Source organism: Variovorax sp. WDL1, assembly GCF_001541225.1.
In the GTDB taxonomy this organism is placed as follows: Bacteria; Pseudomonadota; Gammaproteobacteria; order Burkholderiales; family Burkholderiaceae_C; genus Variovorax.
On the sequence record NZ_LMTS01000346.1, the window covers coordinates 41369 to 58150 of the forward strand.

Consider the following 16782-nt stretch of genomic DNA (forward strand, 5'->3'; position numbering starts at 1 on the left):
CACGTCCCGTTCAAGCTGCGCCTGGCAACAGCAGCGCCGTCGTCCACGCCAGCGCCAGGCTGACGACCAGCGCACCGCCGACGCGCAGCGCGTAGCCGGGCCCGCCCGCCATCACGGCCACAGTGCAGCGGGTCAGCGTGTTGGCGCTGACGGCGATCAGTGCGCCTCTCACGAAGTGCTCCGCCGTCAGCTTGCCCGCCGCATGCAGCGAGGCCATGGAAGCGATCGGCGAATGGGCGTCGGCCAGGCCGGCCAGGGCGACGCTGATCTGCAGGCCGGCATCGCCGAATCGGATCTGCGCATTGCTCACCAGCAGGGCGACGATGGCCAGGGCCGAGGCCACCGCCAGCGCCTCGCGCGGACGCAGCGCGCTGCGCGCACCGGAGGGTGGCGCCATGCTGCCCTGCGACGTGCGCGACAGCAGTGGCAGCAGGCCGACGGCTGCCGCCCCTGCGGCGCCGGCCAGCGCCACCGGCAGCAGCGCCGCCGCGCCGGCCGGGGACAGCGCTGCGCTCATCAACAGTGCCTGCGCCCAGGTCGCGACACCCGACAGCGCCGCTCCGCCTGCCAGCACGCCGGCCTGCGCCGGCTGTGCCCGGGCCTTGCTGCCGAAGGAGGCCACCGTCGCCGTGCTCGAGATGAAGCCCGAGACGAAACCGGAGCCCAGCATGCCGGCCCGCGCGCCCAGCCAGCGCACCGCCATATGCCCCGCGGCCTGGATCGCGAGGATCAGCACCACCATCGCTGCCAGCGGCCGCGGGTCGATGCCGCCGAGCAGTGCGATCGGCCCGGGCGGGATCAACGGTAGCACGATCAGCGCGAGGGCGGCGAGCAGCAGGCCGTCGTGCAGCTCCTGTTCGCTCAGCAGGTCGGTGGCAAGGCGGTGCAGCCGCCGCCGCGCTGCCAGGAGCAGGGCTAGGCCGGCACCGCAGGCGGCGCCCAAGGCGGGTGCCAGCACCGTCTGCACGCCGATCAGGTACGTGACGAACAGCGCCAGCTCCGTCGTCAGCCCCGGATCCCGCGACTGGCTCTTCCAGTAGGAGAGCGCGGCCAGCAGCGCCACGACGCCCGCGCCGAGCACCACCAGGCCGGGCATCGGCAGCAGTTGCGCCAGCGCGCCGGCCAGTGCCGCGATGGTGAAGGTGCGCAGGCCCGCCGCGGCCCGGTCCTCGCCTTGCCCCTTGCGGCGTTCGCGCTCGATGCCGATCAAGAGGCCGACCCCCAGGGTCACGGCCAGGCCGACGGCGGCGTCCTGCAGGTCGATCGTCGTGTTGTTCACTCAGTGAGTGTCGCCGGGCCGCGCGCTGCGGTGCTGCGTCGCCTTCGGGGCATCATCGCCGCGCCGCCCGTACTTGAATACGCTGAGCTGGCCGTCGCTCTCCAGCCGCGCCACGCGGACCTCCTCGATGCGCTCCACACCCTGTTCGCGCAGCTTGCCGGCGAGCTCGTCGAGCGTGATCTTCTGGCGCCGCAGGATCCGGTGCATCGGCCTGCCGTGCCGCACGAGGATCTCCGGCGGCGGCTCCAGCAGGCGCGAGACGATGTCGAAGCGATAGCTCAGCCAGTCGAGCAGGAAATTCCAGCCGACGAGGGTCGAGAGCAACACCAGGCCATCGCCGATGGTCTTGTAGTCGCCCTGCATCGCGTTGCTGGCCGCGTCGGCCACCAGCACCACGAACAGCAGATCGGCCATGCCCATCGATCCGACGTCCCGTCGCAGCACGAAGCGGAAGACGATGAGCAGTGCCCAGTAGATCGCAGTGCCCCGGAGCATCATCTGCCAGGGGGGAAAGTCGAGGGAGAAGAGGGCGGCGAGGTCGGACATGGCGCCGATCATGCACACCGGCGCCGCCTTGCCGGTCGGCAGCCGGCTCTTTCGCGTGCAGGCGCAAGGCGTTGGCGTGATGAATCCCGTCCCCGCAGGCCCGTTCTGCGGCATTCACCGGAAGCCGACCGTCGGGAAAGTCTTCGCCGGAATCAGACGAGGCACGCGGGCTTTCGCAATCTTCGCTTCGGAACTAGGATGAGAAGGAACCGCCATGCACACCTTCCGCATCTACCGTTACGACCCGGACGCTGATGCCAGGCCGAGAATGGAGACCTTCGAAACCGAGGTGGGGGATGGGGAGCGGATGTTGCTCGACGCGCTCATCAAGCTCAAAGCCATCGACCCGAGCCTGAGCTTCCGGCGCTCATGCCGCGAAGGTATCTGTGGTTCGGATGCCATGAACATCAATGGCAAGAACGGGCTCGCATGCCTGACCAACATGCGCTCGCTTCCGCAAACGGTGGTGCTGAAGCCGCTGCCCGGCCTCCCGGTGATCCGCGACCTGATCGTGGACATGACGCAGTTCTTTGCGCAGTACCACTCGATCAAGCCCTACCTCATCAACGACGATCCACCGCCCGATCGCGAACGGCTGCAGTCGCCCGCGGCACGCGATGAACTGAACGGTCTCTACGAGTGCATCCTGTGCGCTTGCTGTTCGACGGCTTGCCCGAGCTTCTGGTGGAATCCCGACAAGTACGTAGGACCCGCGGGCCTGCTGCAGGCCTACCGGTTCCTCGCCGACAGCCGCGATCAAGCGACCGAGGAGCGCCTGGACAATCTTCAGGACCCTTACCGCTTGTTCCGCTGCAGGGACATCCTGAACTGCGTCGACGTTTGCCCCAAGGGCCTGATCCCTGCTGCAGCGATCGGCAAGATCAAGAACATGATGGTGCGCCGCAGTGTTTGATGCCATCGCGGAAGAGCCGGCGCGGAATCAGCGGCCTCCGGCGCATGTCGACATGCGCCAGGAAGCCGATGTCGCACGGAGGGCCCCGCCGAGGAACCTGCTTATTCCTTGATGAAGTTCAGCAGGTCGTTGTTGAGCCGCTCCTTGTGCGTGTCGGCGAGTCCGTGCGGTGCGCCTGCATAGACGATCAGCTTGGCGTTCCTGATCAGCTTGGCGGAGGCCCGGCCGGACGCGTCGATCGGCACGATCTGGTCGTCGTCGCCATGTACGACAAGGGTCGGCACGTCGAAGCGCTTCAGGTCTTCGGTGAAGTCGGTGGCCGAGAACGCCGCAATCGAGTCATAGGTGTTCTTGTGGCCGCCCTGCATGCCCTGTGCCCAGAACGACTGGATAGAGCCCTGCGAGACCTTCGCGCCAGGGCGGTTGAACCCGAAGAACGGGCCCGAGGCAATGTCGAGATACAGCTGGGAGCGGTTGTCCAGCTCGCCCTTGCGGATGCCGTCGAAGACCTCGATCGGGAGGCCGCCGGGGTTCTTGTCGGTCTTCAGCATCAGCGGCGGAACCGCGCTCACCAGGGCCGCCTTCTTGACGCGGGTGGTGCCATGGCGGCCGATGTAACGCGCCACCTCGCCGCCGCCGGTGGAGAAGCCGACCAGGGTCACGTCCTTCACGCCGAGCGTGTTGATCACCGTTGCAAGGTCGTCGGCGTAGTGGTCCATGTCGTTGCCTTCCCAGGGCTGGCTCGAGCGGCCATGGCCGCGGCGGTCATGGGCAATGACGCGATAGCCCTTGGAAGCCAGGAAGATCATCTGGGATTCCCAGCTGTCCGAACTCAGCGGCCAGCCATGACTGAAGGTGACGACCGGACCGTTCCTCGGACCCCAGTCCTTGTAGTAGAGCTGCACGCCGTCCTTGGTGGTGATGTAGCTGGCCGTTTTTGCAACCGCCGCCGCCGGCTGGCGAACGGCCGACTTGTCGGCGGCGAACACGGCATTGGCGGCAACGGCCAGGGCGGCGACGGCGAAGATGCGGGAAACGGCGTTCATGTTTCTTTCCTTTGATGCAGGTTGGGGTTTCAGGTCGGAATCGACAGAACGAACTTTAGGCGTGTGGTGAAACGATCGGTGATAAAAGGTACTGTTTACTTGATTTGGAGTACTTGATGGCCGATCGGCTCGAAGCCCTGCTGACGCACTTCTCCGTGACGGCACGGGTGTTCCATTCCGGCGCGCTGTGCGGAATCAACGATGTGGACGGGGAGGGCGCGACCGGCCAGCTGCACCTGGTGCGCCGCGGTGATGTAGGCGTCAGCCACGGCGGCGCTGAGGTGCTGCGCATCCTGCGGCCGAGCCTTCTGCTGTACCCGCGACCCATGGCGCACAGGTTCATCACCGATGCTGCGCACGGCGCCGACTTTGCCTGCGCGCACCTGAAATTCGAAGGCGGGGCCGCGAATCCGATCCTGGCCGCGCTGCCGGCATTCGTCTGCCTGCCCCTGGAGGAAATCGACGGTACGGAGGGCGTCCTGGAACTGCTGTTCGAAGAAGCTCTCGAGCAGCGCTGCGGCAAGCAGGTGCTGCTGGATCGCCTGTTCGACGTTGTTCTGATCCAGGTGCTCAGGCACCTGATGGAGAAGGGGCAAATCCGCTCGGGCCTGCTTGCGGGGCTGTCGCACCCGCGGTTGCGCAATGCCGTGACGGCCATGCACGAGCGGCCCGCGCTCGAATGGACGCTCGACGCTCTCGCCGCCGAGGCGGGCATGTCGCGCAGCGTCTTTGCCACCCAGTTCCGCGATACCGTGGGATGCACGCCGGGGGTCTACCTGCAGCGTTGGCGCGTCGGCCTCGCGCAGCTGGCGTTGCGCCAGGGGCATCCGCTCAAGCTCATTGCGCAGGAGGTCGGATATGGAAGCGAAGCCGCGTTGTCTCGCGCATTCAAGGCGCAAAGCGGCCTGTCGCCGCGGGAGTGGAAGCAGGCCGCTTGAGGCTGCAACGAGGTTGGCTCAGGTCCGCACGCTGAGCGCGCCCTGCGGAGCGACGATGCCGTCCATCGCTGGCGCCAACTACGGTTGCCTCGTCGAATTGGCCTGCCCGGAGGGGATTGAATAGTTCTATGCAGGGCGCATGAACACTGGGGGAAAGGCGTTTCGAGTGGGTCTTGTTCCCCCCTCTGTTCCCCTATCCCGATGTCGTGTGTAAGACGTGTGCGGCCTTGGAGAACGGCCGAAACTTCCACATCAGGTGCGCTCGCTGTCGCAAGTTGTCGATCAAAGGGGCCCCGTTCTTCACAGCCATGGTAAGCAGGAGCTGCGCTCCCTGGGCCCTCGAAGAGAACTCATGGTCGTTCATGTCGGCGTGTTGCTTTGACAGGATTTCGAGGCTGACCCGGTAGCCTCTAATCTGCCCATAGACAAGGGCGATCTGTTCAACAAGTTCAGGGCCGAGCAATCCAAGCTTGGCGACCATCTCCTCGAAAATCGGATCAGTTGGCCTATCGATCGGTCTCAGTGCCAGCTTGTCGCGCTCGCTGTTCTTCGTGGCCTGTAGCCACAGCTGCAGCATCGATTCGTGAATCTTCCAGCCATCTCGATACGAGGCTAGTTCGCCAGCCAGCGCCGCAGCGACAGCACAGCCGTCGCGATGCCGGCGATAGTCCTCCGCAAGGAAGTTGGCGATGACGCCCACGGCTCTATTGCACCGCAGGCGCCGAGCAGCGCCGCTATTACTGTGCCCATTCGAAGCTCCTCCAGGTTTGTGAGAGTCCAGAGCTTATGCGAGTGCGCCACCGCCTTTAGAGAATGGAGGGCTCCCCGGCTATCGCGCCAGCGTGATCTCCTTGCTCTCGCCGCCCGCCACGGCCACGCGGCCCATTAGCGCTCCACCCTCCACGGCATAGCCGACCTGCCAGAGGACGACCGTTGTCACAAAGAACTCGCCATCGGCCAAGCCGTCGAAGGTGAAAAATCCCTGGAGCATTGCAGGTCGAAGAGCGTGTCGCCGCGTTGTAACCTGGAGACTCTGGCTCGAACTTGACCCCTTGGCGTGTGAAGTTGGTCGATCCGTAGATCTTTGCCATCCGCTCCTTGGCGTACTGCGTCGCAGGAACCAGGTGGACTTGCAGGCCGGCACAAGTGACGACACCACCGCCGTTCTGACGAATCAGGGCGCTGCCCTTTATTGTGTTCTTGCCGGGTGCCAGCATTGCCGTGGCCTGAGTCTCGTCGAACGTGTCGGGCAGGGCGACTACGCGCTGCGTCGCGCAGCCGCAAAAGGACGGCGGCCAAGGTTAGGCCCGCAAAGTATCGGATCATCTCTTCTTCTCCTCGTGTAAGGGCGCCAAGCATGCCACGGGCGCAGGGGGCTGCTCGGCGAACGGCGGCACCCTGGCCCGGCCCGGAGATAGCTCCGGGCGCAGCCCCCTGAAGACCCTTCAGCCCTTGGATCAAACCGTCACCGAGCCAGCCAACTCAAATCCGCTCGGAGCCGACCAACTGGCAGTACCTCCACCACCGGCAACCCATCCAAGCGCATAGACGATGTGATACCCCTCCGCAATCAGCGGCAATTTGTAAGACACCACAGCAGGGCCCAAATGCGCCATTCGCGTATGCCTGCCAGTTGGTCGAGACGAATAGCGCCGAAGTTGAATCGACTCCCAACGACATGCTATTGGTCGAGTTAACGGTATTGTTCGACTGCGTGCCGTTGGTCGAGAAATGCAATATCTCATCGCCCCAGCACAAGAACTCCACAGAGAGCAGCGGCTGCGGGGTGCCGCTGGATGTTGACAACGCGCCTGAGCTTTGGATGTAGAGATCGACATTGCGTCGGTTGAACCAACTGATGACAAAGCGCCCGGTCGCCGAGTCTGACCAACCAGGGCCAGTGACGACACGGGCCTTGCCAACGAGAGTGCGCGTCGCGTCGCCCGACTTGACCTCTACACCAGTTGTCGTATCCGTCGCGTGCGCGGTCGCCGATGCCTCAATGGTCATCGTCGCGCCGCTCATGTAGGCGTAGATGTTGTAGACGGTGCCAGGAGTTAGGCCGGATGCGGACAGGCTTACACCCGCAGACGGGATGGTGTAGACAGTGTCGTCGATCGTCAGCCACAGCCCTTTGTGGCGCTGCAGGACCAGGTTCGCACCAGACTTCACCAAGCGGCATTGCCCAAATGGAAAGCTCGTGACGTAGTCATACAGATCGGCAAAGCCTATGCGTGCTGCCGCATTCGACGGGTTGGGGTAGGTGCCAGTGATCGACGACTTGAGAGGAGGGAAGGCCATTGCTATTACTCCTTGCTCATCGGTTCGGCCTTGTTGCCGTCCTGCCGGTAGAACGGCTCTTCGTCGGCTCCGTAGAACGGCTCTTCGTTAATCGGGGATCTGGCCGATCACGTCTTCCCTGCTCGGCGGGGTGTTGGGTGTATTCATCATTCGAGTTCCTGAAAAAAGGTTTTCATTTCGCGGGTGCGCGCGTCGTTGGAGGCGTCCGGTCCTTAGATCTCATTGCCTGAAGACCGAAGGGCCCCCTACGCATCGGCCGGCCAGCCGTCTGGTCCGATCTGACGCTTCGGGCGCCTGCCGTTCTCGACCAACGTCTTGCGCTTGTGGCAATCCCTTGTTGATGGCGCAGAGGTTGGACGGGTCGTCCGTTCCGCCCTTCGCCTTCGGTATGCGGTGATCTACCTCGGTTGCAGGACGCACACGCCCAGCCTTCTCGCACTCGCTGCACCGGCAGACATGGTGATCACGCTCCAGGACCTGCGCCCTGAGCTTGTCCCATGCCGTGCCGTAGCCGCGGGCGTGGCGTGAAGTGCGCGACCAAGCCATCAGGTCGTTCCGAACTTCAGCAGCTTGACCGCCTCGCTGTTGTTCATTGCGCCCCCGACACGGCGATAGCTGTACAGCAGGACGTGCGGCTTGGCGGTATAGGGGTCTGGTAAGAATTTAATGCCAGGCTTCTGCACGATCGTGTACGCGCGCTGCAGGTTGGTGAACGCGATCGACAGGCTGTCGGCGCCGATGTCAGGCATGTCCTCGTCGATCTCCACCGGGTAGCCCAGCAACGTCGCCGGCTGGTCAGCGAGCAGCGAATCGCTCCACACATAGCGACCGTCCACATCCTTGAACTTGCGCACCACGGATGCGGTGTTGCGGTTCATCAGCCACACCGCGCCCTTGCGGTACTGCGGCTTCATGGCGGTGATCACGTCGATCAGCTTGTCGGCCGGGTTCACCGTGGCCGAGGTCGTCGGGAACGCGCCCGAGCTGCCGGTGGCGATGTGCTGGATGGTGCCCCAGGCCCGCGATGCATCGGCCGTCGCAGCGGTGGTATAGGACAGGATGCCGCGCGGCTTGGCGATTCCGTCGCCAGTGTGGAAAGCGGCCGACTCCTTGGAACCGAAAGCCTCGCCCACCTTGGTCTGCAGCCAGCTCATGATGTTGAGCGACGAAACGTCGAGCAGCTTCTGCGTGGTCTTGGGCATGGCGTAGATCTCGTCCACCGGGACATAGAACATGCCGGGGTCCGGCGTTCCCGTCTCCGGGCGCGACTGCTGCTCGCCGACCCAGGTGGCATCGGCAGTGTCGCGGTCGATCGGCTCCTCGAAGCCATCGGTCCCGGCGTCCAGGTCGATCACGCGCGCCATGCGGAACACGGGGCTGATCTCGGCCATGACCTTGGTGAAGCCGGACGAGAACTGCGTCTGCACCATGTAGCCGCCTTCCGGGCCGCTGCCGGCGCTCATCGCCTTGGCCTCGACGAAGAGTTGATCGGCCTTGGCCTTGTCGCCGGTGATCAGCGCGCGGAATGCGCCGTCCATGGCCTTGAGCTCGGCAGGGGTGCCAGTGCCGCCGCCGAAGCCTCCCAAGTTCGGGCGGTTGGCCTTCTTCTGGAGGTCGTCGAGGGCAGCTTTGAGATCGGCTGTTTCGGCATCTTTGCGGTCAACAAAGGATTTGAAGGCGTCGCCTTGCTCATTGAGCACAGCGAGCAGTCTGGTCATATCGGTCATGGGAGATTCCTTTCGATTCGTTCGAACAATTTGCAGTTGCGCTCAACGAGCGCGGCTAGTTCGGACACGTCCTCGGCGGGGTCTTCGACTTGAAGGCCCTTGAACCCGTGGCTGGCGATCGATCGCGCTTCGGTCTTGCTGTAGCCCAGCTCTCGCAGGGCGCGCTCGAACTCGCGACTGGTGCGCGGCTTTGACTTGATCGGGGGAGGCTCTGACAGCAGAGGTGCTGCAGGGCTGTCGCCGGGTTGGGTCTCGTCGCTCACGGAAAGCACACCACGCGTCCTAAGACACGTCCGCTTCTCGCAAGCTGCATCCCGCAACTGGCTTTATGAAGGTCCGGTTGAGCATCCCACCCAACTGGCACGCACTCATTGTGCCAGTTCATTGTCCATCCTTCAAAGGCTTTTTGAAGTAGTGCGATGCGATTCTGATCGCCTGCGCTCGCGACACGCCCGCGTCCCGCGCGACGCGCTGCAGGCGCCGCTTGTCCTGCGCCAGGCGCACGGGGTCGGGCGCTCTGTCCCGGCTGAAGAGCTTCGACATCCATCTCATGCTCGCCCCCCGGGCTGGATGAAGTTGCGCAGGGTCTGCTCGGCGGCGATGTTGCTGCCGACGCGGTCAATGATGGCGCCGATGGTTCGCAAGGCGAGCACATGCAGCTCTTGGTCGGACTTGTACTTGTGGATGTCGCGAATCGCGGTCTCGATGGCTCCGAGCGCCTGGCTGCCGGTGGGCGGAACTGGCTCGCCATCCATCTGGCGAGCCAGGAAGTCGATCAGGGCGTCGATGTTGGGGTTGGTGGTCATGGTGTTAAGCCTTAACAAAGAATCAGCAAATCAAAGAAATCAAAAGTGGCCGGGGCGATGCGCTGGCGGGTCTCCATCCAAGCTCGACCGCGCTGCCGTGGCGTCCTGTCGGGCTTGGCCTCTAGGACGGTCAGGCGGTTCGGGCTCAGCGTCGCCAGCCTGGGTTTCAGCGTCGTCAGTCGGGTCATGGTTTACCTTTTTTGTCCACGTTTAGCGATGCGCGACTTCACGCCCGGTCAGGGAGCCTGATGCGCTGAAGACGTAGCCGCCCCCCTCCACTTGGTCGAGCAGTTGATGCAGGCCAGCCAGCGGCACACCCGCGGCCATCTGCTGCTGCAGTTCCAAGATCAGTCGAGCGCGCATATCGGCCTCGTGCTTCAGCGCGGCAGCGTGAGCGATGCGGTTGACCCGGCTGCGCAGGATGCCTGGCAGGGGACGGCTCTCAAGCATGGAGCCTCCTCGCGCGCGCACACACGCGCACACAACGGTTGCCGGCGAGTTGTGGGATAGCGTTAAAGAAGACCTTCAGGCGCCCGGTGTCCCGGCCCACCATGGAAAGAAGGAGGCGCCCCCTGCCGGTCAGTCGCGTCAGTAGAGTCAGTGGTTTTCTATCCGCACCACCAGCTTTCTCACGCGTGCAGGCTTCTTGATCTACGTTTTGAGGGTTCATGTCTGTGTGATGGGGATGTAAAACCACTGACTGCACCGACTTAGCTGATCAGCCGGGCGGCTTTGATCTGCGCGGCGACGGGTAGGCGCCGCTGTGCGTAGACGGCTTGCCGCTTGCCGGCGATCTTGAAAAGGCCGTCGTCGGCGTCAGGGTTCCGCACTGGGGCGTAGCCCACGCGCTCCAGCTTGTGTGGCAGCGATCGACGGTTCTTGCGCTCCTTGAGCTCCGACGACAGGTCGAATAGCTTCAGGTTCTCGGCCGCCTGGATCAGGTCGAGCAACGTGAGCGCCTCGGGGTTGTCGCACTCGTCGATCACGTCCCGCAACTCGCCGGACTCCGGGGCTTCGCCGGCCTGCACCACTGCCCAGAATGCGGCGGTCTTGGGTGGCGGTGCTTTTGGATCGAAGAAGCCGAGGTCGAGCGACAGGAGATGCGCCACAACATGCCCGATGCCGCCGTTCTCGTACCAGGCGTACATAGACGTCCAGTAGCCTGGCTCGAAGTCCTCGCGCTTGGCCTCGCTCCACGCGACGAAGTGGCGGCGATCGTCGGCCGGCAGATAGAGGCCGTCCGTCTTGTGGTTGGTCGTGATGATCACGCCGCAGACGTTGGCGACGTAGTGTTCGCGGAGGTTCTTTTCGTCCACGCGGATCACGTCCGGCGGCGCGGCGATGTAGGTCTTGCTGTGGTCGTAGAAGGCGAAGCGGTCAACGTCGCCGAGGTCGCGGGCTTCGTTGACGCGCACCACCACGGCCTTCGCCCAGCCGTTGAACCGTCCAAGCATTTGAGCGGGCGCAACGTCCTGCCAGTTCCACGGGCCTACGCCGGCCTTGACGGGCTCGAGGATCGTGTCCTTGCCGATGCCTTGGGAGCCGCCCAGCACCAGCGCATGGTTGCACTTCTCGCCCGGGCGCTGCAGGCGGTGTGCGAGCCACTGCTCGATGTGGTCGGCCTCGCTGGGATAGACGCGGCGCAGGTGATCGACCCATGGCTTTGCGTGACTGGCGATGCCGTCGATGTGCTCGGCAGGACGGTAGAGGTTGAACACGGTGGAACCGACGTGCTCGGCCCATCCGGAAACCTGCATCACGCGGTCGTGAATCAGCATGTCCTCGGCGGGGTGCCAGGTCATCTGCTCAATAGGCCGATTCCGGTCGAGCCAGTCGGACGGGCGGAGTTTGGTCTTGCCCGCCTGCACCGCGGGCAATCGGCCGTTGACGCTCGTCGACGGCCAGAGCTCCCTGGTCGGCACGAACAGATAGCTGTGGCTCGGCATGTGGGCATAGAAGTCCCCCAAGCCGATGCCGCCGGCCTCCAGCTGCTGCATTGCCTCTGCTGGCGGTGCCTCAAGGCGCTTGCGCTTGCGGCGCGCCGGGGCGACCGGGGGTGGATCGAAGTCCTGGAAGACTGCTGCGGCGCCGTTCACTTCTTGGGCCTCCAGCCGCGGGCAATCAGGCGCTGGCGGATCTCCTCACGCAAGTACGACTCGACCCAGTCTCGATGCCCGGGCCAGCTCTCGCCGAGTGCCTTTGCGCTGATGGCGCATTGCCGCTCAAACCAGCGTTCGGCCTGCACGCGCATCTCGGCCGGGGTAAGTTGCTCTTCGACCTTCACGCCTTCGCCCCCGTAACCCGGTCGAGAAAGCCGACGACTTCGTCAAGCGTGCCCAGGGCCTTGACCATGCCCCAACGGCAGCAGAAGTACTGGACCTCTCCATCCGCGGCGGCGGTGCGGTAGAGCTGGTGGCCAGCGAGCGCAGCGCGCGCCACAAGGTTCGTCCAGCTCTTCTGGTCGACGATGGCCTCCGTGATCACGGGGCCACCTTGGCGCGCAGCCAGGTCGTGACATCGCCCGCACGCCAGCGAGTGCAGCGGGTGCCGTCTTTGATCGGACTCGGAAACTTGCCCTCGGAGACCTTGCGCCGGATGGTCGACTCCGAGAGGCCGGTGACTCCGGTCACCGTCTGGATCTTCAGCAGCGCGTCAGGGATGTGGAGCGCTTGAAGGGTCTGGGCTGGTGCGCGGCGGTTATAGCGCCGGCTCGCTGGTTCTGGCTGCATATGCACCTCATGAATGAACATGGGTGCATCATCTTTTTCGAGGCTGGGTAAATCAGAGGCGGCTTACCAGCTTTCAAATAGCGCGGCGTATTGTCTCGGCGGCGCCTTCGGGAAGCCCCTCGCGGCGCGCGATGGCCTCCGCGCATTTCCTGACGCTGGTCTTTCGAAGGCGGATCAGCGATGCGTCGGACTCTGCCATGGCACGCCATCGCGCCTTGTCGGCGTCGGAATACTTCTTCCGTGCCTTGTTGCCTTTCACCGCGAACTCGGTCAATTGCTTTGCCCGCTTCTTGGCTTGCCTTGCCTTTGGCATCACGTCGCGCAGAACCATGATTTCCGTCCAATGCTGTAGCGCGTCGGTGAGCTGCTGCATCTGCTCTCGATTCAGATTGACGGGGGAGGTCGGAAGTCCGGCAAGAATGGCTCGGATCGCGTCGATGCGCAGTTGAATTGCGGGCGTCACTTGCTTCACGCCCGCAAGGTTTGCCTCCAGCGCTTCGATCCACTCCTTAGGACCATCGTTCCAGACGTTCGCGAGTTGCCTCCAGTCCTCCCGCGTCGCTCGCTCGGTGTCGAACTCCCAGGCCGTGCGGACGCGGATGCCGTCCGTCACGACCTTTTGAGTCAACACCGGTTTCCGTGAGCTCACGCGCGCCGCTCCCGCACCACCGGGCCGCGGCCGACGATGAAATTGATCAGGTCGTCACAACTCGGACTATCGTCCTGAGCATCGACTGCTGCCACCAATTGCAGCAAACGCGTCGGCGCGGGGCCGGCGACAATGCCGCCAGCAGCAACCGATGGGTGATCAGGATCGGGGTCGGTCTGACGAAGCATGACGGTTGCCTGGTGCTTCTCGCTCATGCAGACAACGTAGAGGCGATCACTCGGAAGCCTGCTGGTCGGAGTCAAGAGAATGACAAGGTCGCCGCGCCTGAAAAGGCGTCTGGTCTGGACTTGCGTTGCCCTAGCCATGGGTCACCGCCTTTCGCGTAGCGCGCTTGGTCGGCTTCTTCACTGCCACCGGAGGCTCGGGGGAAACCAGTTGGAGATGTCGCCTGCGGCCGTCGAGTTGGGAAAGGCAGGACGCCGTATAGAAGAACTGGCGCCCGTCTGGCGCTTGAGCCACGTAGCCGCACCGCCTCGAGACATAGAAGCCCTCTGCGTCCGTTGAGTCGCCGTCGATGTCCTTCACCGTATGCTGTCTATAGGGCTCGACAATTCTTACTTCCTCCCCGCGCCAGTTGATGACCTTTTCGCCGACCTCGAATGTTGTGCGGCCATATGGCCTTTGGAGAATGATTTCGTCTGTGAACTGTTCTACAGTTTGAGTAGCCATGGTGTGAAGTACCTCGATAGTGGTTCACGTTGTGGTCAGGTCGGTCGGGTGCGCGAACACCCTTCCGGCCGTTTTTTTGCCTCAGAGAATTGAATTGGTGGCCAGTTCAATTCCGCCCTGAGGCGCGGCGGTTCACCCTTTGCGCAATTGGTCTAGATGGTCCGCCCACTGCTGCATCATGGTCCTGCGCTTTGCCACGAACTCCGCGCGGTCGTAGGCGGCACCTAGAGGCCCGCTCTTGCCGTGGGCCAGCTGCGCCTCTATGACTTCGGGCTGAACGTCCATCTGCTCGACCATGATCGTCCGCGCCATCGCGCGAAAGCCGTGCGCCGTCATCTCCTCGTTGCTGTAGCCCATGCGGCGCAGGGCCGTCCGCACGGTGTTGTCGCTCATCGGCCGCTCGCCCGTCAGCAGGCTCGGGAAGACGTAGGAGCCGTGGCCCGTCAGCGGGTGCAGATCCTTGAGCAGCGCCACGGCCTGCGACGCGAGCGGCACCAAGTGCGGTCGGCCGTTGATCTTCGCCCGCTTCGTCCGCTTCATGTCGACCGCTCGGATGGTCCACATGGCGGCCTCGAGGTCGACGTCTGCCCATCGCATCTGCCGGATGTTGCCGGGGCGCTGGAAGAGCAGGGCGGATAGGTGCAGCGCGGCGCGCGTGGTGGGCTGGCCAGCATAGGCCGCGATCGCGCGCATGAGCTCGCCGGCCTCGCCCGGCTCAAGGACGGCCGCCATGTGCTTCGTCTGGATCGGCACCAGTGCGCCTTGCAGGTCGGGCGCAGGATTGCGCTCGCAGCGCCCTATGGCGATGCCGTGGCGGAAGACTTGGCCGGCCCATTGCCGCAGCGTGTGGGCAGTCTCATGGGCTCCGCGGCCTTCGACTCGGCGCAGAACCTGCAGGAGCATCGGCGCGGTGATGCTGGCGAGGGGAAAGGCGCCCAGCCAGGGGAACGCATCCTTCTCCATGATCGACATCCACCGCGCGGCGTACTTGGGGCTCCAGGCGCTTTTCTTCGTGCGGTGGAACTCCCGGGCGACGGACTCGAATGAGGCGTCGCTGTCGACCCTGCGCGATAGCTTCTCGACCTGGCGCTGGTGAGCCGGATCAACGCCCGTGCGGTGCAGTTGACGCGCGTCGTCGCGGCTGGCCCGCGCCGCCTTGAGCGTGATGTCCGGGTACGAGCCGAGCGCGAGGCGCTTTTCCTTGCCATCGAAGTAGTACTTCCAGAACCAGCGCTTAGACCCATTGGGCGCGACCTCGAGATAGAGGCCGCCGGCATCGCTGAGCCGTACCCTTGCCTTGTCTGCTGGGCAGATGACCTTCTTGCAAGCCGTGTCGGTGAGCATGGGGGAACAGGAGTTGTGAAATAGGGGTGGACGGGATTTGTTCCCCCGTTTGTACCCCTACGTTTCCCGCCCGGCAATGCAGGTACATGAACGCTTGTGGCGGAATCTTTCGCCTAAGTCATTGATTTCTAAAGGGAATCTGATGCGTTATGGGGCATCATGATTTCTTGATATGGCCTGCCCGGAGGGAATCGAACCCCCGACATTCGGCTTAGAAGGCCGATGCTCTATCCAACTGAGCTACGGGCAGTGAGAAGGAGCGCGATTTTACGGTGTGCCGGCACCGCGTCGGCGGCGGCCGACAGGGTCTGGGGAGTTTGCCCGAGTCATCCACGCTGCTTCGGGCGCCAAGGTGCAGTTCCAGATGGAGGTCCACACACATGAGCACCAGCACCACCCGAGCCGCGCCCAACGAGGAGCCGGAAATCGCCTTCGAGGAATCGATTCCCCTCGACGGCCCTGATCCCGTCGGCGAGAAGATGATCGAGGACCTGGGTCGCGGCGAGCGGCTCGAGAAGGAGCCGCAGTCGCCGCCGCCCGAGCCGATGCCCGAGCAGTTCCCATCAAGCTGAGTGGCGTGCGCACGGCTGGAGCGTCACCGGCGATCCGTCAAATGAGGTACCTTCCGGCCATGAGCACGAAAGCTGCGCGTCGCGAATACCTCCAGGCGGTCGCCGAGTTCGAGCGGGCCTGCCGGACTTTCGCTAGCGGCATGGAGCAGGTGCTCGAGCCGCAAGCACCCGCTGCAGCAGCCGGCCTCTTCGGGCCCAGGAAGCCTGCGAGGCGCACGGCACGCACCCCGCGGGCGATCGAGCACGCAAGAAAGGCCTGAGCGCGCGGCTTTCGATCCATCGCTCAAGCAAAACGCCGGCACAGACCTGAGTCCGTGCCGGCGTTCACTTTCCGATGGTCGGGGCGAAAGGATTCGAACCTTCGACCCTCTGCTCCCAAAGCAGATGCGCTACCAGGCTGCGCTACACCCCGACGAGCCTGCGATTCTAGCCTGCGCCGGGCGGTCCCGATGGCTTCAGCGACGCTCGTACTGCTTGTTGCCGAACAGGACCTCGCGTTCCTTGTCGCCCGTGATGGGCTGGCGCAGGTCCGCCAGCACCTTGACGCCGCGCTGCACGGCGGGCCGAGCGGCGATGCCTTCGAACCACTTCTTCAGGTGCGGGAAATCGCTCAGCACGATGCCCTGGCCCTCCCAGTTGCGCAGCCACGGGAAGATGGCGATGTCGGCGATCGTGTAGTTGTCGCCGGCAATGAAGGCGCGCGTCGAGAGCTGTTTGTCGATCACACCGTACAGCCGCCGCGCCTCGTTGGTGTAGCGCTCTATCGCGTAAGGGATCTTCTCGGGCGCGTAGAGCCGGAAGTGGTGGGCCTGGCCGAGCATCGGGCCGACGCCGCCCATCTGGAACATCAGCCACTGGAGCACCTCGTAGCGCTGCCGGTCGCCCTCGGGCATGAAGCGGCCGGTCTTGCCGGCCAGGTAGACCAGGATGGCGCCGGACTCGAAAAGCGAGATCGGCTTGCCGTCCGGGCCCTCGGGATCGGTGATGGCCGGGATCTTGTTGTTGGGGCTGATCTTGAGGAAGCCCGGCTCGAACTGGTCGCCCTTGCCGATGTTGACCGGGTGCGCGCGGTAGGGCAGGCCGCACTCCTCCAGCATGATGTGGATCTTGTGGCCGTTGGGCGTGGGCCAGGAATAGACGTCGATGGGGGCTTGGGACATGCGAGGGGTTCCACGGATGAAGACGGCCGGCCAGCATAGCGGCAGGTGGTCTTTCATGCAGGGCGCCTGCCGGAAGCCGGCC

27 protein-coding genes and 2 tRNA genes are annotated in these 16782 nt (G+C 64.3%); 5 read left to right on the forward strand and 24 right to left on the reverse strand.

All coding sequences use genetic code 11. The annotated features are described in order from the left end of the window. Nucleotides 1–10: 10 nt before the first annotated feature. Both APY03_RS38710 and APY03_RS38715 read right to left on the reverse strand, forming a co-directional pair. Nucleotides 11–1279 carry an MgtC/SapB family protein gene (locus APY03_RS38710; protein ID WP_232081106.1) on the reverse strand — a complete coding sequence of 423 codons (1269 nt, stop codon included), beginning with the start codon at nt 1277–1279 and terminating at the stop codon, nt 11–13. Further along, nucleotides 1280–1825 (reverse strand): DUF421 domain-containing protein, encoded by a 546-nt coding sequence (locus APY03_RS38715; protein WP_068686145.1) that lies wholly within the window; start codon nt 1823–1825, stop codon nt 1280–1282. It abuts the gene before it with no gap. On the opposite strand from APY03_RS38715, the gene APY03_RS38720 reads away from it, so the two are divergent. Together APY03_RS38720 and APY03_RS38725 are read left to right on the forward strand one after the other, a co-directional pair. Next, nucleotides 1824–2027: a hypothetical protein gene (locus APY03_RS38720; RefSeq protein ID WP_146039331.1), complete on the forward strand. Its 204-nt coding sequence runs from the start codon at nt 1824–1826 to the stop codon at nt 2025–2027. The genes APY03_RS38715 and APY03_RS38720 overlap by 2 nt on opposite strands. Before the next feature lie 12 nt (nt 2028–2039). Continuing rightward, a complete protein-coding gene (locus APY03_RS38725) occupies nt 2040–2738 on the forward strand; it encodes a succinate dehydrogenase iron-sulfur subunit (RefSeq protein ID WP_068685993.1) in 699 nt (232 codons plus the stop codon). A gap of 101 nt (nt 2739–2839) precedes the next feature. On the opposite strand, the gene APY03_RS38730 is transcribed toward APY03_RS38725, so the two are convergent. Continuing rightward, entirely contained in the window at nt 2840–3784 is a 945-nt protein-coding gene (locus APY03_RS38730) for an alpha/beta fold hydrolase (protein ID WP_068685995.1), read from the reverse strand. A gap of 116 nt (nt 3785–3900) precedes the next feature. Between APY03_RS38730 and APY03_RS38735 the strand changes: the two genes are divergently transcribed. After that, nucleotides 3901–4722 carry an AraC family transcriptional regulator gene (locus APY03_RS38735; RefSeq protein ID WP_068685997.1) on the forward strand — a complete coding sequence of 274 codons (822 nt, stop codon included), beginning with the start codon at nt 3901–3903 and terminating at the stop codon, nt 4720–4722. Between the two features lie 193 nt (nt 4723–4915). Here APY03_RS38735 and APY03_RS38740 read toward each other — a convergent pair whose 3' ends face one another. From APY03_RS38740 to APY03_RS38805, 19 genes are all read right to left on the reverse strand, one after another. After that, nucleotides 4916–5422, reverse strand: coding sequence for a hypothetical protein (locus APY03_RS38740; protein WP_068685998.1), 507 nt, complete (start codon nt 5420–5422; stop codon nt 4916–4918). A 129-nt stretch (nt 5423–5551) separates the two neighbouring features. Next, on the reverse strand, nt 5552–5713 hold the full coding sequence (locus APY03_RS42215) for a hypothetical protein (protein ID WP_157103530.1): 162 nt from the start codon (nt 5711–5713) through the stop codon (nt 5552–5554). Nucleotides 5714–6204: 491 nt separating this feature from the next. After that, nucleotides 6205–7023, reverse strand: coding sequence for a hypothetical protein (locus tag APY03_RS38745; protein ID WP_068686000.1), 819 nt, complete (start codon nt 7021–7023; stop codon nt 6205–6207). Between the two features lie 219 nt (nt 7024–7242). Further along, the gene (locus APY03_RS41085; protein WP_232081105.1) at nt 7243–7569 is read right to left on the reverse strand and encodes an HNH endonuclease; all 327 of its coding nucleotides are present in this window, start codon (nt 7567–7569) and stop codon (nt 7243–7245) included. Then, nucleotides 7569–8750, reverse strand: coding sequence for a phage major capsid protein (locus tag APY03_RS38750; protein ID WP_083944925.1), 1182 nt, complete (start codon nt 8748–8750; stop codon nt 7569–7571). Before APY03_RS38750 ends, APY03_RS41085 begins: the two co-directional genes overlap by 1 nt. Further along, nucleotides 8747–9013, reverse strand: a complete 267-nt coding sequence (locus tag APY03_RS38755; RefSeq protein WP_146039332.1) for a hypothetical protein — start codon at nt 9011–9013, stop codon at nt 8747–8749. Before APY03_RS38755 ends, APY03_RS38750 begins: the two co-directional genes overlap by 4 nt. A 118-nt stretch (nt 9014–9131) precedes the next feature. Further along, a complete protein-coding gene (locus APY03_RS42220; RefSeq protein WP_157103531.1) occupies nt 9132–9293 on the reverse strand; it encodes a hypothetical protein in 162 nt (53 codons plus the stop codon). A gap of 5 nt (nt 9294–9298) precedes the next feature. Next, complete coding sequence (locus APY03_RS38760) at nt 9299–9556, reverse strand: hypothetical protein (RefSeq protein ID WP_068686005.1); 258 nt, start codon at nt 9554–9556, stop codon at nt 9299–9301. A gap of 11 nt (nt 9557–9567) precedes the next feature. Continuing rightward, entirely contained in the window at nt 9568–9744 is a 177-nt protein-coding gene (locus APY03_RS42225; protein WP_157103532.1) for a hypothetical protein, read from the reverse strand. Nucleotides 9745–9766: 22 nt separating this feature from the next. After that, a complete protein-coding gene (locus APY03_RS38765; protein ID WP_068686007.1) occupies nt 9767–10006 on the reverse strand; it encodes a hypothetical protein in 240 nt (79 codons plus the stop codon). Nucleotides 10007–10266: 260 nt separating this feature from the next. Then, complete coding sequence (locus APY03_RS38770) at nt 10267–11652, reverse strand: primase-helicase family protein (RefSeq protein WP_068686009.1); 1386 nt, start codon at nt 11650–11652, stop codon at nt 10267–10269. After that, complete coding sequence (locus APY03_RS42230; protein WP_146039333.1) at nt 11649–11840, reverse strand: hypothetical protein; 192 nt, start codon at nt 11838–11840, stop codon at nt 11649–11651. Before APY03_RS42230 ends, APY03_RS38770 begins: the two co-directional genes overlap by 4 nt. Beyond that, the gene (locus APY03_RS38775) at nt 11837–12040 is read right to left on the reverse strand and encodes a hypothetical protein (RefSeq protein WP_068686011.1); all 204 of its coding nucleotides are present in this window, start codon (nt 12038–12040) and stop codon (nt 11837–11839) included. Before APY03_RS38775 ends, APY03_RS42230 begins: the two co-directional genes overlap by 4 nt. Continuing rightward, the gene (locus APY03_RS38780) at nt 12037–12285 is read right to left on the reverse strand and encodes a helix-turn-helix transcriptional regulator (RefSeq protein ID WP_068686013.1); all 249 of its coding nucleotides are present in this window, start codon (nt 12283–12285) and stop codon (nt 12037–12039) included. Before APY03_RS38780 ends, APY03_RS38775 begins: the two co-directional genes overlap by 4 nt. Before the next feature lie 73 nt (nt 12286–12358). Beyond that, the gene (locus APY03_RS38785; RefSeq protein ID WP_146039334.1) at nt 12359–12898 is read right to left on the reverse strand and encodes a hypothetical protein; all 540 of its coding nucleotides are present in this window, start codon (nt 12896–12898) and stop codon (nt 12359–12361) included. 32 nt (nt 12899–12930) lie between these two features. Beyond that, the gene (locus APY03_RS38790) at nt 12931–13149 is read right to left on the reverse strand and encodes a hypothetical protein (RefSeq protein WP_146039335.1); all 219 of its coding nucleotides are present in this window, start codon (nt 13147–13149) and stop codon (nt 12931–12933) included. A gap of 103 nt (nt 13150–13252) precedes the next feature. Beyond that, on the reverse strand, nt 13253–13624 hold the full coding sequence (locus tag APY03_RS38795; protein ID WP_068686019.1) for a hypothetical protein: 372 nt from the start codon (nt 13622–13624) through the stop codon (nt 13253–13255). A gap of 132 nt (nt 13625–13756) precedes the next feature. Continuing rightward, nucleotides 13757–14968 carry a tyrosine-type recombinase/integrase gene (locus tag APY03_RS38800; RefSeq protein ID WP_068686021.1) on the reverse strand — a complete coding sequence of 404 codons (1212 nt, stop codon included), beginning with the start codon at nt 14966–14968 and terminating at the stop codon, nt 13757–13759. A 173-nt stretch (nt 14969–15141) separates the two neighbouring features. Then, nucleotides 15142–15218: transfer RNA gene (locus APY03_RS38805), tRNA-Arg, on the reverse strand. 130 nt (nt 15219–15348) lie between these two features. Between APY03_RS38805 and APY03_RS38810 the strand changes: the two genes are divergently transcribed. Next, nucleotides 15349–15540, forward strand: coding sequence for a hypothetical protein (locus tag APY03_RS38810; protein WP_068686023.1), 192 nt, complete (start codon nt 15349–15351; stop codon nt 15538–15540). 59 nt (nt 15541–15599) lie between these two features. Then, nucleotides 15600–15800 carry a hypothetical protein gene (locus tag APY03_RS45230; protein WP_146039336.1) on the forward strand — a complete coding sequence of 67 codons (201 nt, stop codon included), beginning with the start codon at nt 15600–15602 and terminating at the stop codon, nt 15798–15800. Between the two features lie 75 nt (nt 15801–15875). Here APY03_RS45230 and APY03_RS38820 read toward each other — a convergent pair. Continuing rightward, nucleotides 15876–15952, reverse strand: a tRNA-Pro gene (locus APY03_RS38820). Nucleotides 15953–15995: 43 nt separating this feature from the next. After that, a complete protein-coding gene (locus APY03_RS38825; RefSeq protein ID WP_068686027.1) occupies nt 15996–16700 on the reverse strand; it encodes a glutathione binding-like protein in 705 nt (234 codons plus the stop codon). Between the last annotated feature and the right edge of the window lie 82 nt (nt 16701–16782).

What these genes read in the sequence shown, in the direction of transcription:
- APY03_RS38720 (WP_146039331.1), top strand. Translation starts at nt 1,824, where the DNA reads ATGGCGCCGATCATGCACACCGGCGCCGCCTTGCCGGTCGGCAGCCGG.
- APY03_RS38715 (WP_068686145.1), bottom strand. Translation starts at nt 1,825, where the DNA reads ATGTCCGACCTCGCCGCCCTCTTCTCCCTCGACTTTCCCCCCTGGCAG.
- APY03_RS38725 (WP_068685993.1), top strand. Translation starts at nt 2,040, where the DNA reads ATGCACACCTTCCGCATCTACCGTTACGACCCGGACGCTGATGCCAGG.
- APY03_RS38730 (WP_068685995.1), bottom strand. Translation starts at nt 3,784, where the DNA reads ATGAACGCCGTTTCCCGCATCTTCGCCGTCGCCGCCCTGGCCGTTGCC.
- APY03_RS38735 (WP_068685997.1), top strand. Translation starts at nt 3,901, where the DNA reads ATGGCCGATCGGCTCGAAGCCCTGCTGACGCACTTCTCCGTGACGGCA.
- APY03_RS42215 (WP_157103530.1), bottom strand. Translation starts at nt 5,713, where the DNA reads ATGCTCCAGGGATTTTTCACCTTCGACGGCTTGGCCGATGGCGAGTTC.
- APY03_RS38745 (WP_068686000.1), bottom strand. Translation starts at nt 7,023, where the DNA reads ATGGCCTTCCCTCCTCTCAAGTCGTCGATCACTGGCACCTACCCCAAC.
- APY03_RS41085 (WP_232081105.1), bottom strand. Translation starts at nt 7,569, where the DNA reads ATGGCTTGGTCGCGCACTTCACGCCACGCCCGCGGCTACGGCACGGCA.
- APY03_RS38750 (WP_083944925.1), bottom strand. Translation starts at nt 8,750, where the DNA reads ATGACCGATATGACCAGACTGCTCGCTGTGCTCAATGAGCAAGGCGAC.
- APY03_RS42220 (WP_157103531.1), bottom strand. Translation starts at nt 9,293, where the DNA reads ATGTCGAAGCTCTTCAGCCGGGACAGAGCGCCCGACCCCGTGCGCCTG.
- APY03_RS38760 (WP_068686005.1), bottom strand. Translation starts at nt 9,556, where the DNA reads ATGACCACCAACCCCAACATCGACGCCCTGATCGACTTCCTGGCTCGC.
- APY03_RS42225 (WP_157103532.1), bottom strand. Translation starts at nt 9,744, where the DNA reads ATGACCCGACTGACGACGCTGAAACCCAGGCTGGCGACGCTGAGCCCG.
- APY03_RS38765 (WP_068686007.1), bottom strand. Translation starts at nt 10,006, where the DNA reads ATGCTTGAGAGCCGTCCCCTGCCAGGCATCCTGCGCAGCCGGGTCAAC.
- APY03_RS38780 (WP_068686013.1), bottom strand. Translation starts at nt 12,285, where the DNA reads ATGCAGCCAGAACCAGCGAGCCGGCGCTATAACCGCCGCGCACCAGCC.
- APY03_RS38790 (WP_146039335.1), bottom strand. Translation starts at nt 13,149, where the DNA reads ATGAGCGAGAAGCACCAGGCAACCGTCATGCTTCGTCAGACCGACCCC.
- APY03_RS38795 (WP_068686019.1), bottom strand. Translation starts at nt 13,624, where the DNA reads ATGGCTACTCAAACTGTAGAACAGTTCACAGACGAAATCATTCTCCAA.
- APY03_RS38800 (WP_068686021.1), bottom strand. Translation starts at nt 14,968, where the DNA reads ATGCTCACCGACACGGCTTGCAAGAAGGTCATCTGCCCAGCAGACAAG.
- APY03_RS38810 (WP_068686023.1), top strand. Translation starts at nt 15,349, where the DNA reads ATGAGCACCAGCACCACCCGAGCCGCGCCCAACGAGGAGCCGGAAATC.
- APY03_RS45230 (WP_146039336.1), top strand. Translation starts at nt 15,600, where the DNA reads ATGAGCACGAAAGCTGCGCGTCGCGAATACCTCCAGGCGGTCGCCGAG.
- APY03_RS38825 (WP_068686027.1), bottom strand. Translation starts at nt 16,700, where the DNA reads ATGTCCCAAGCCCCCATCGACGTCTATTCCTGGCCCACGCCCAACGGC.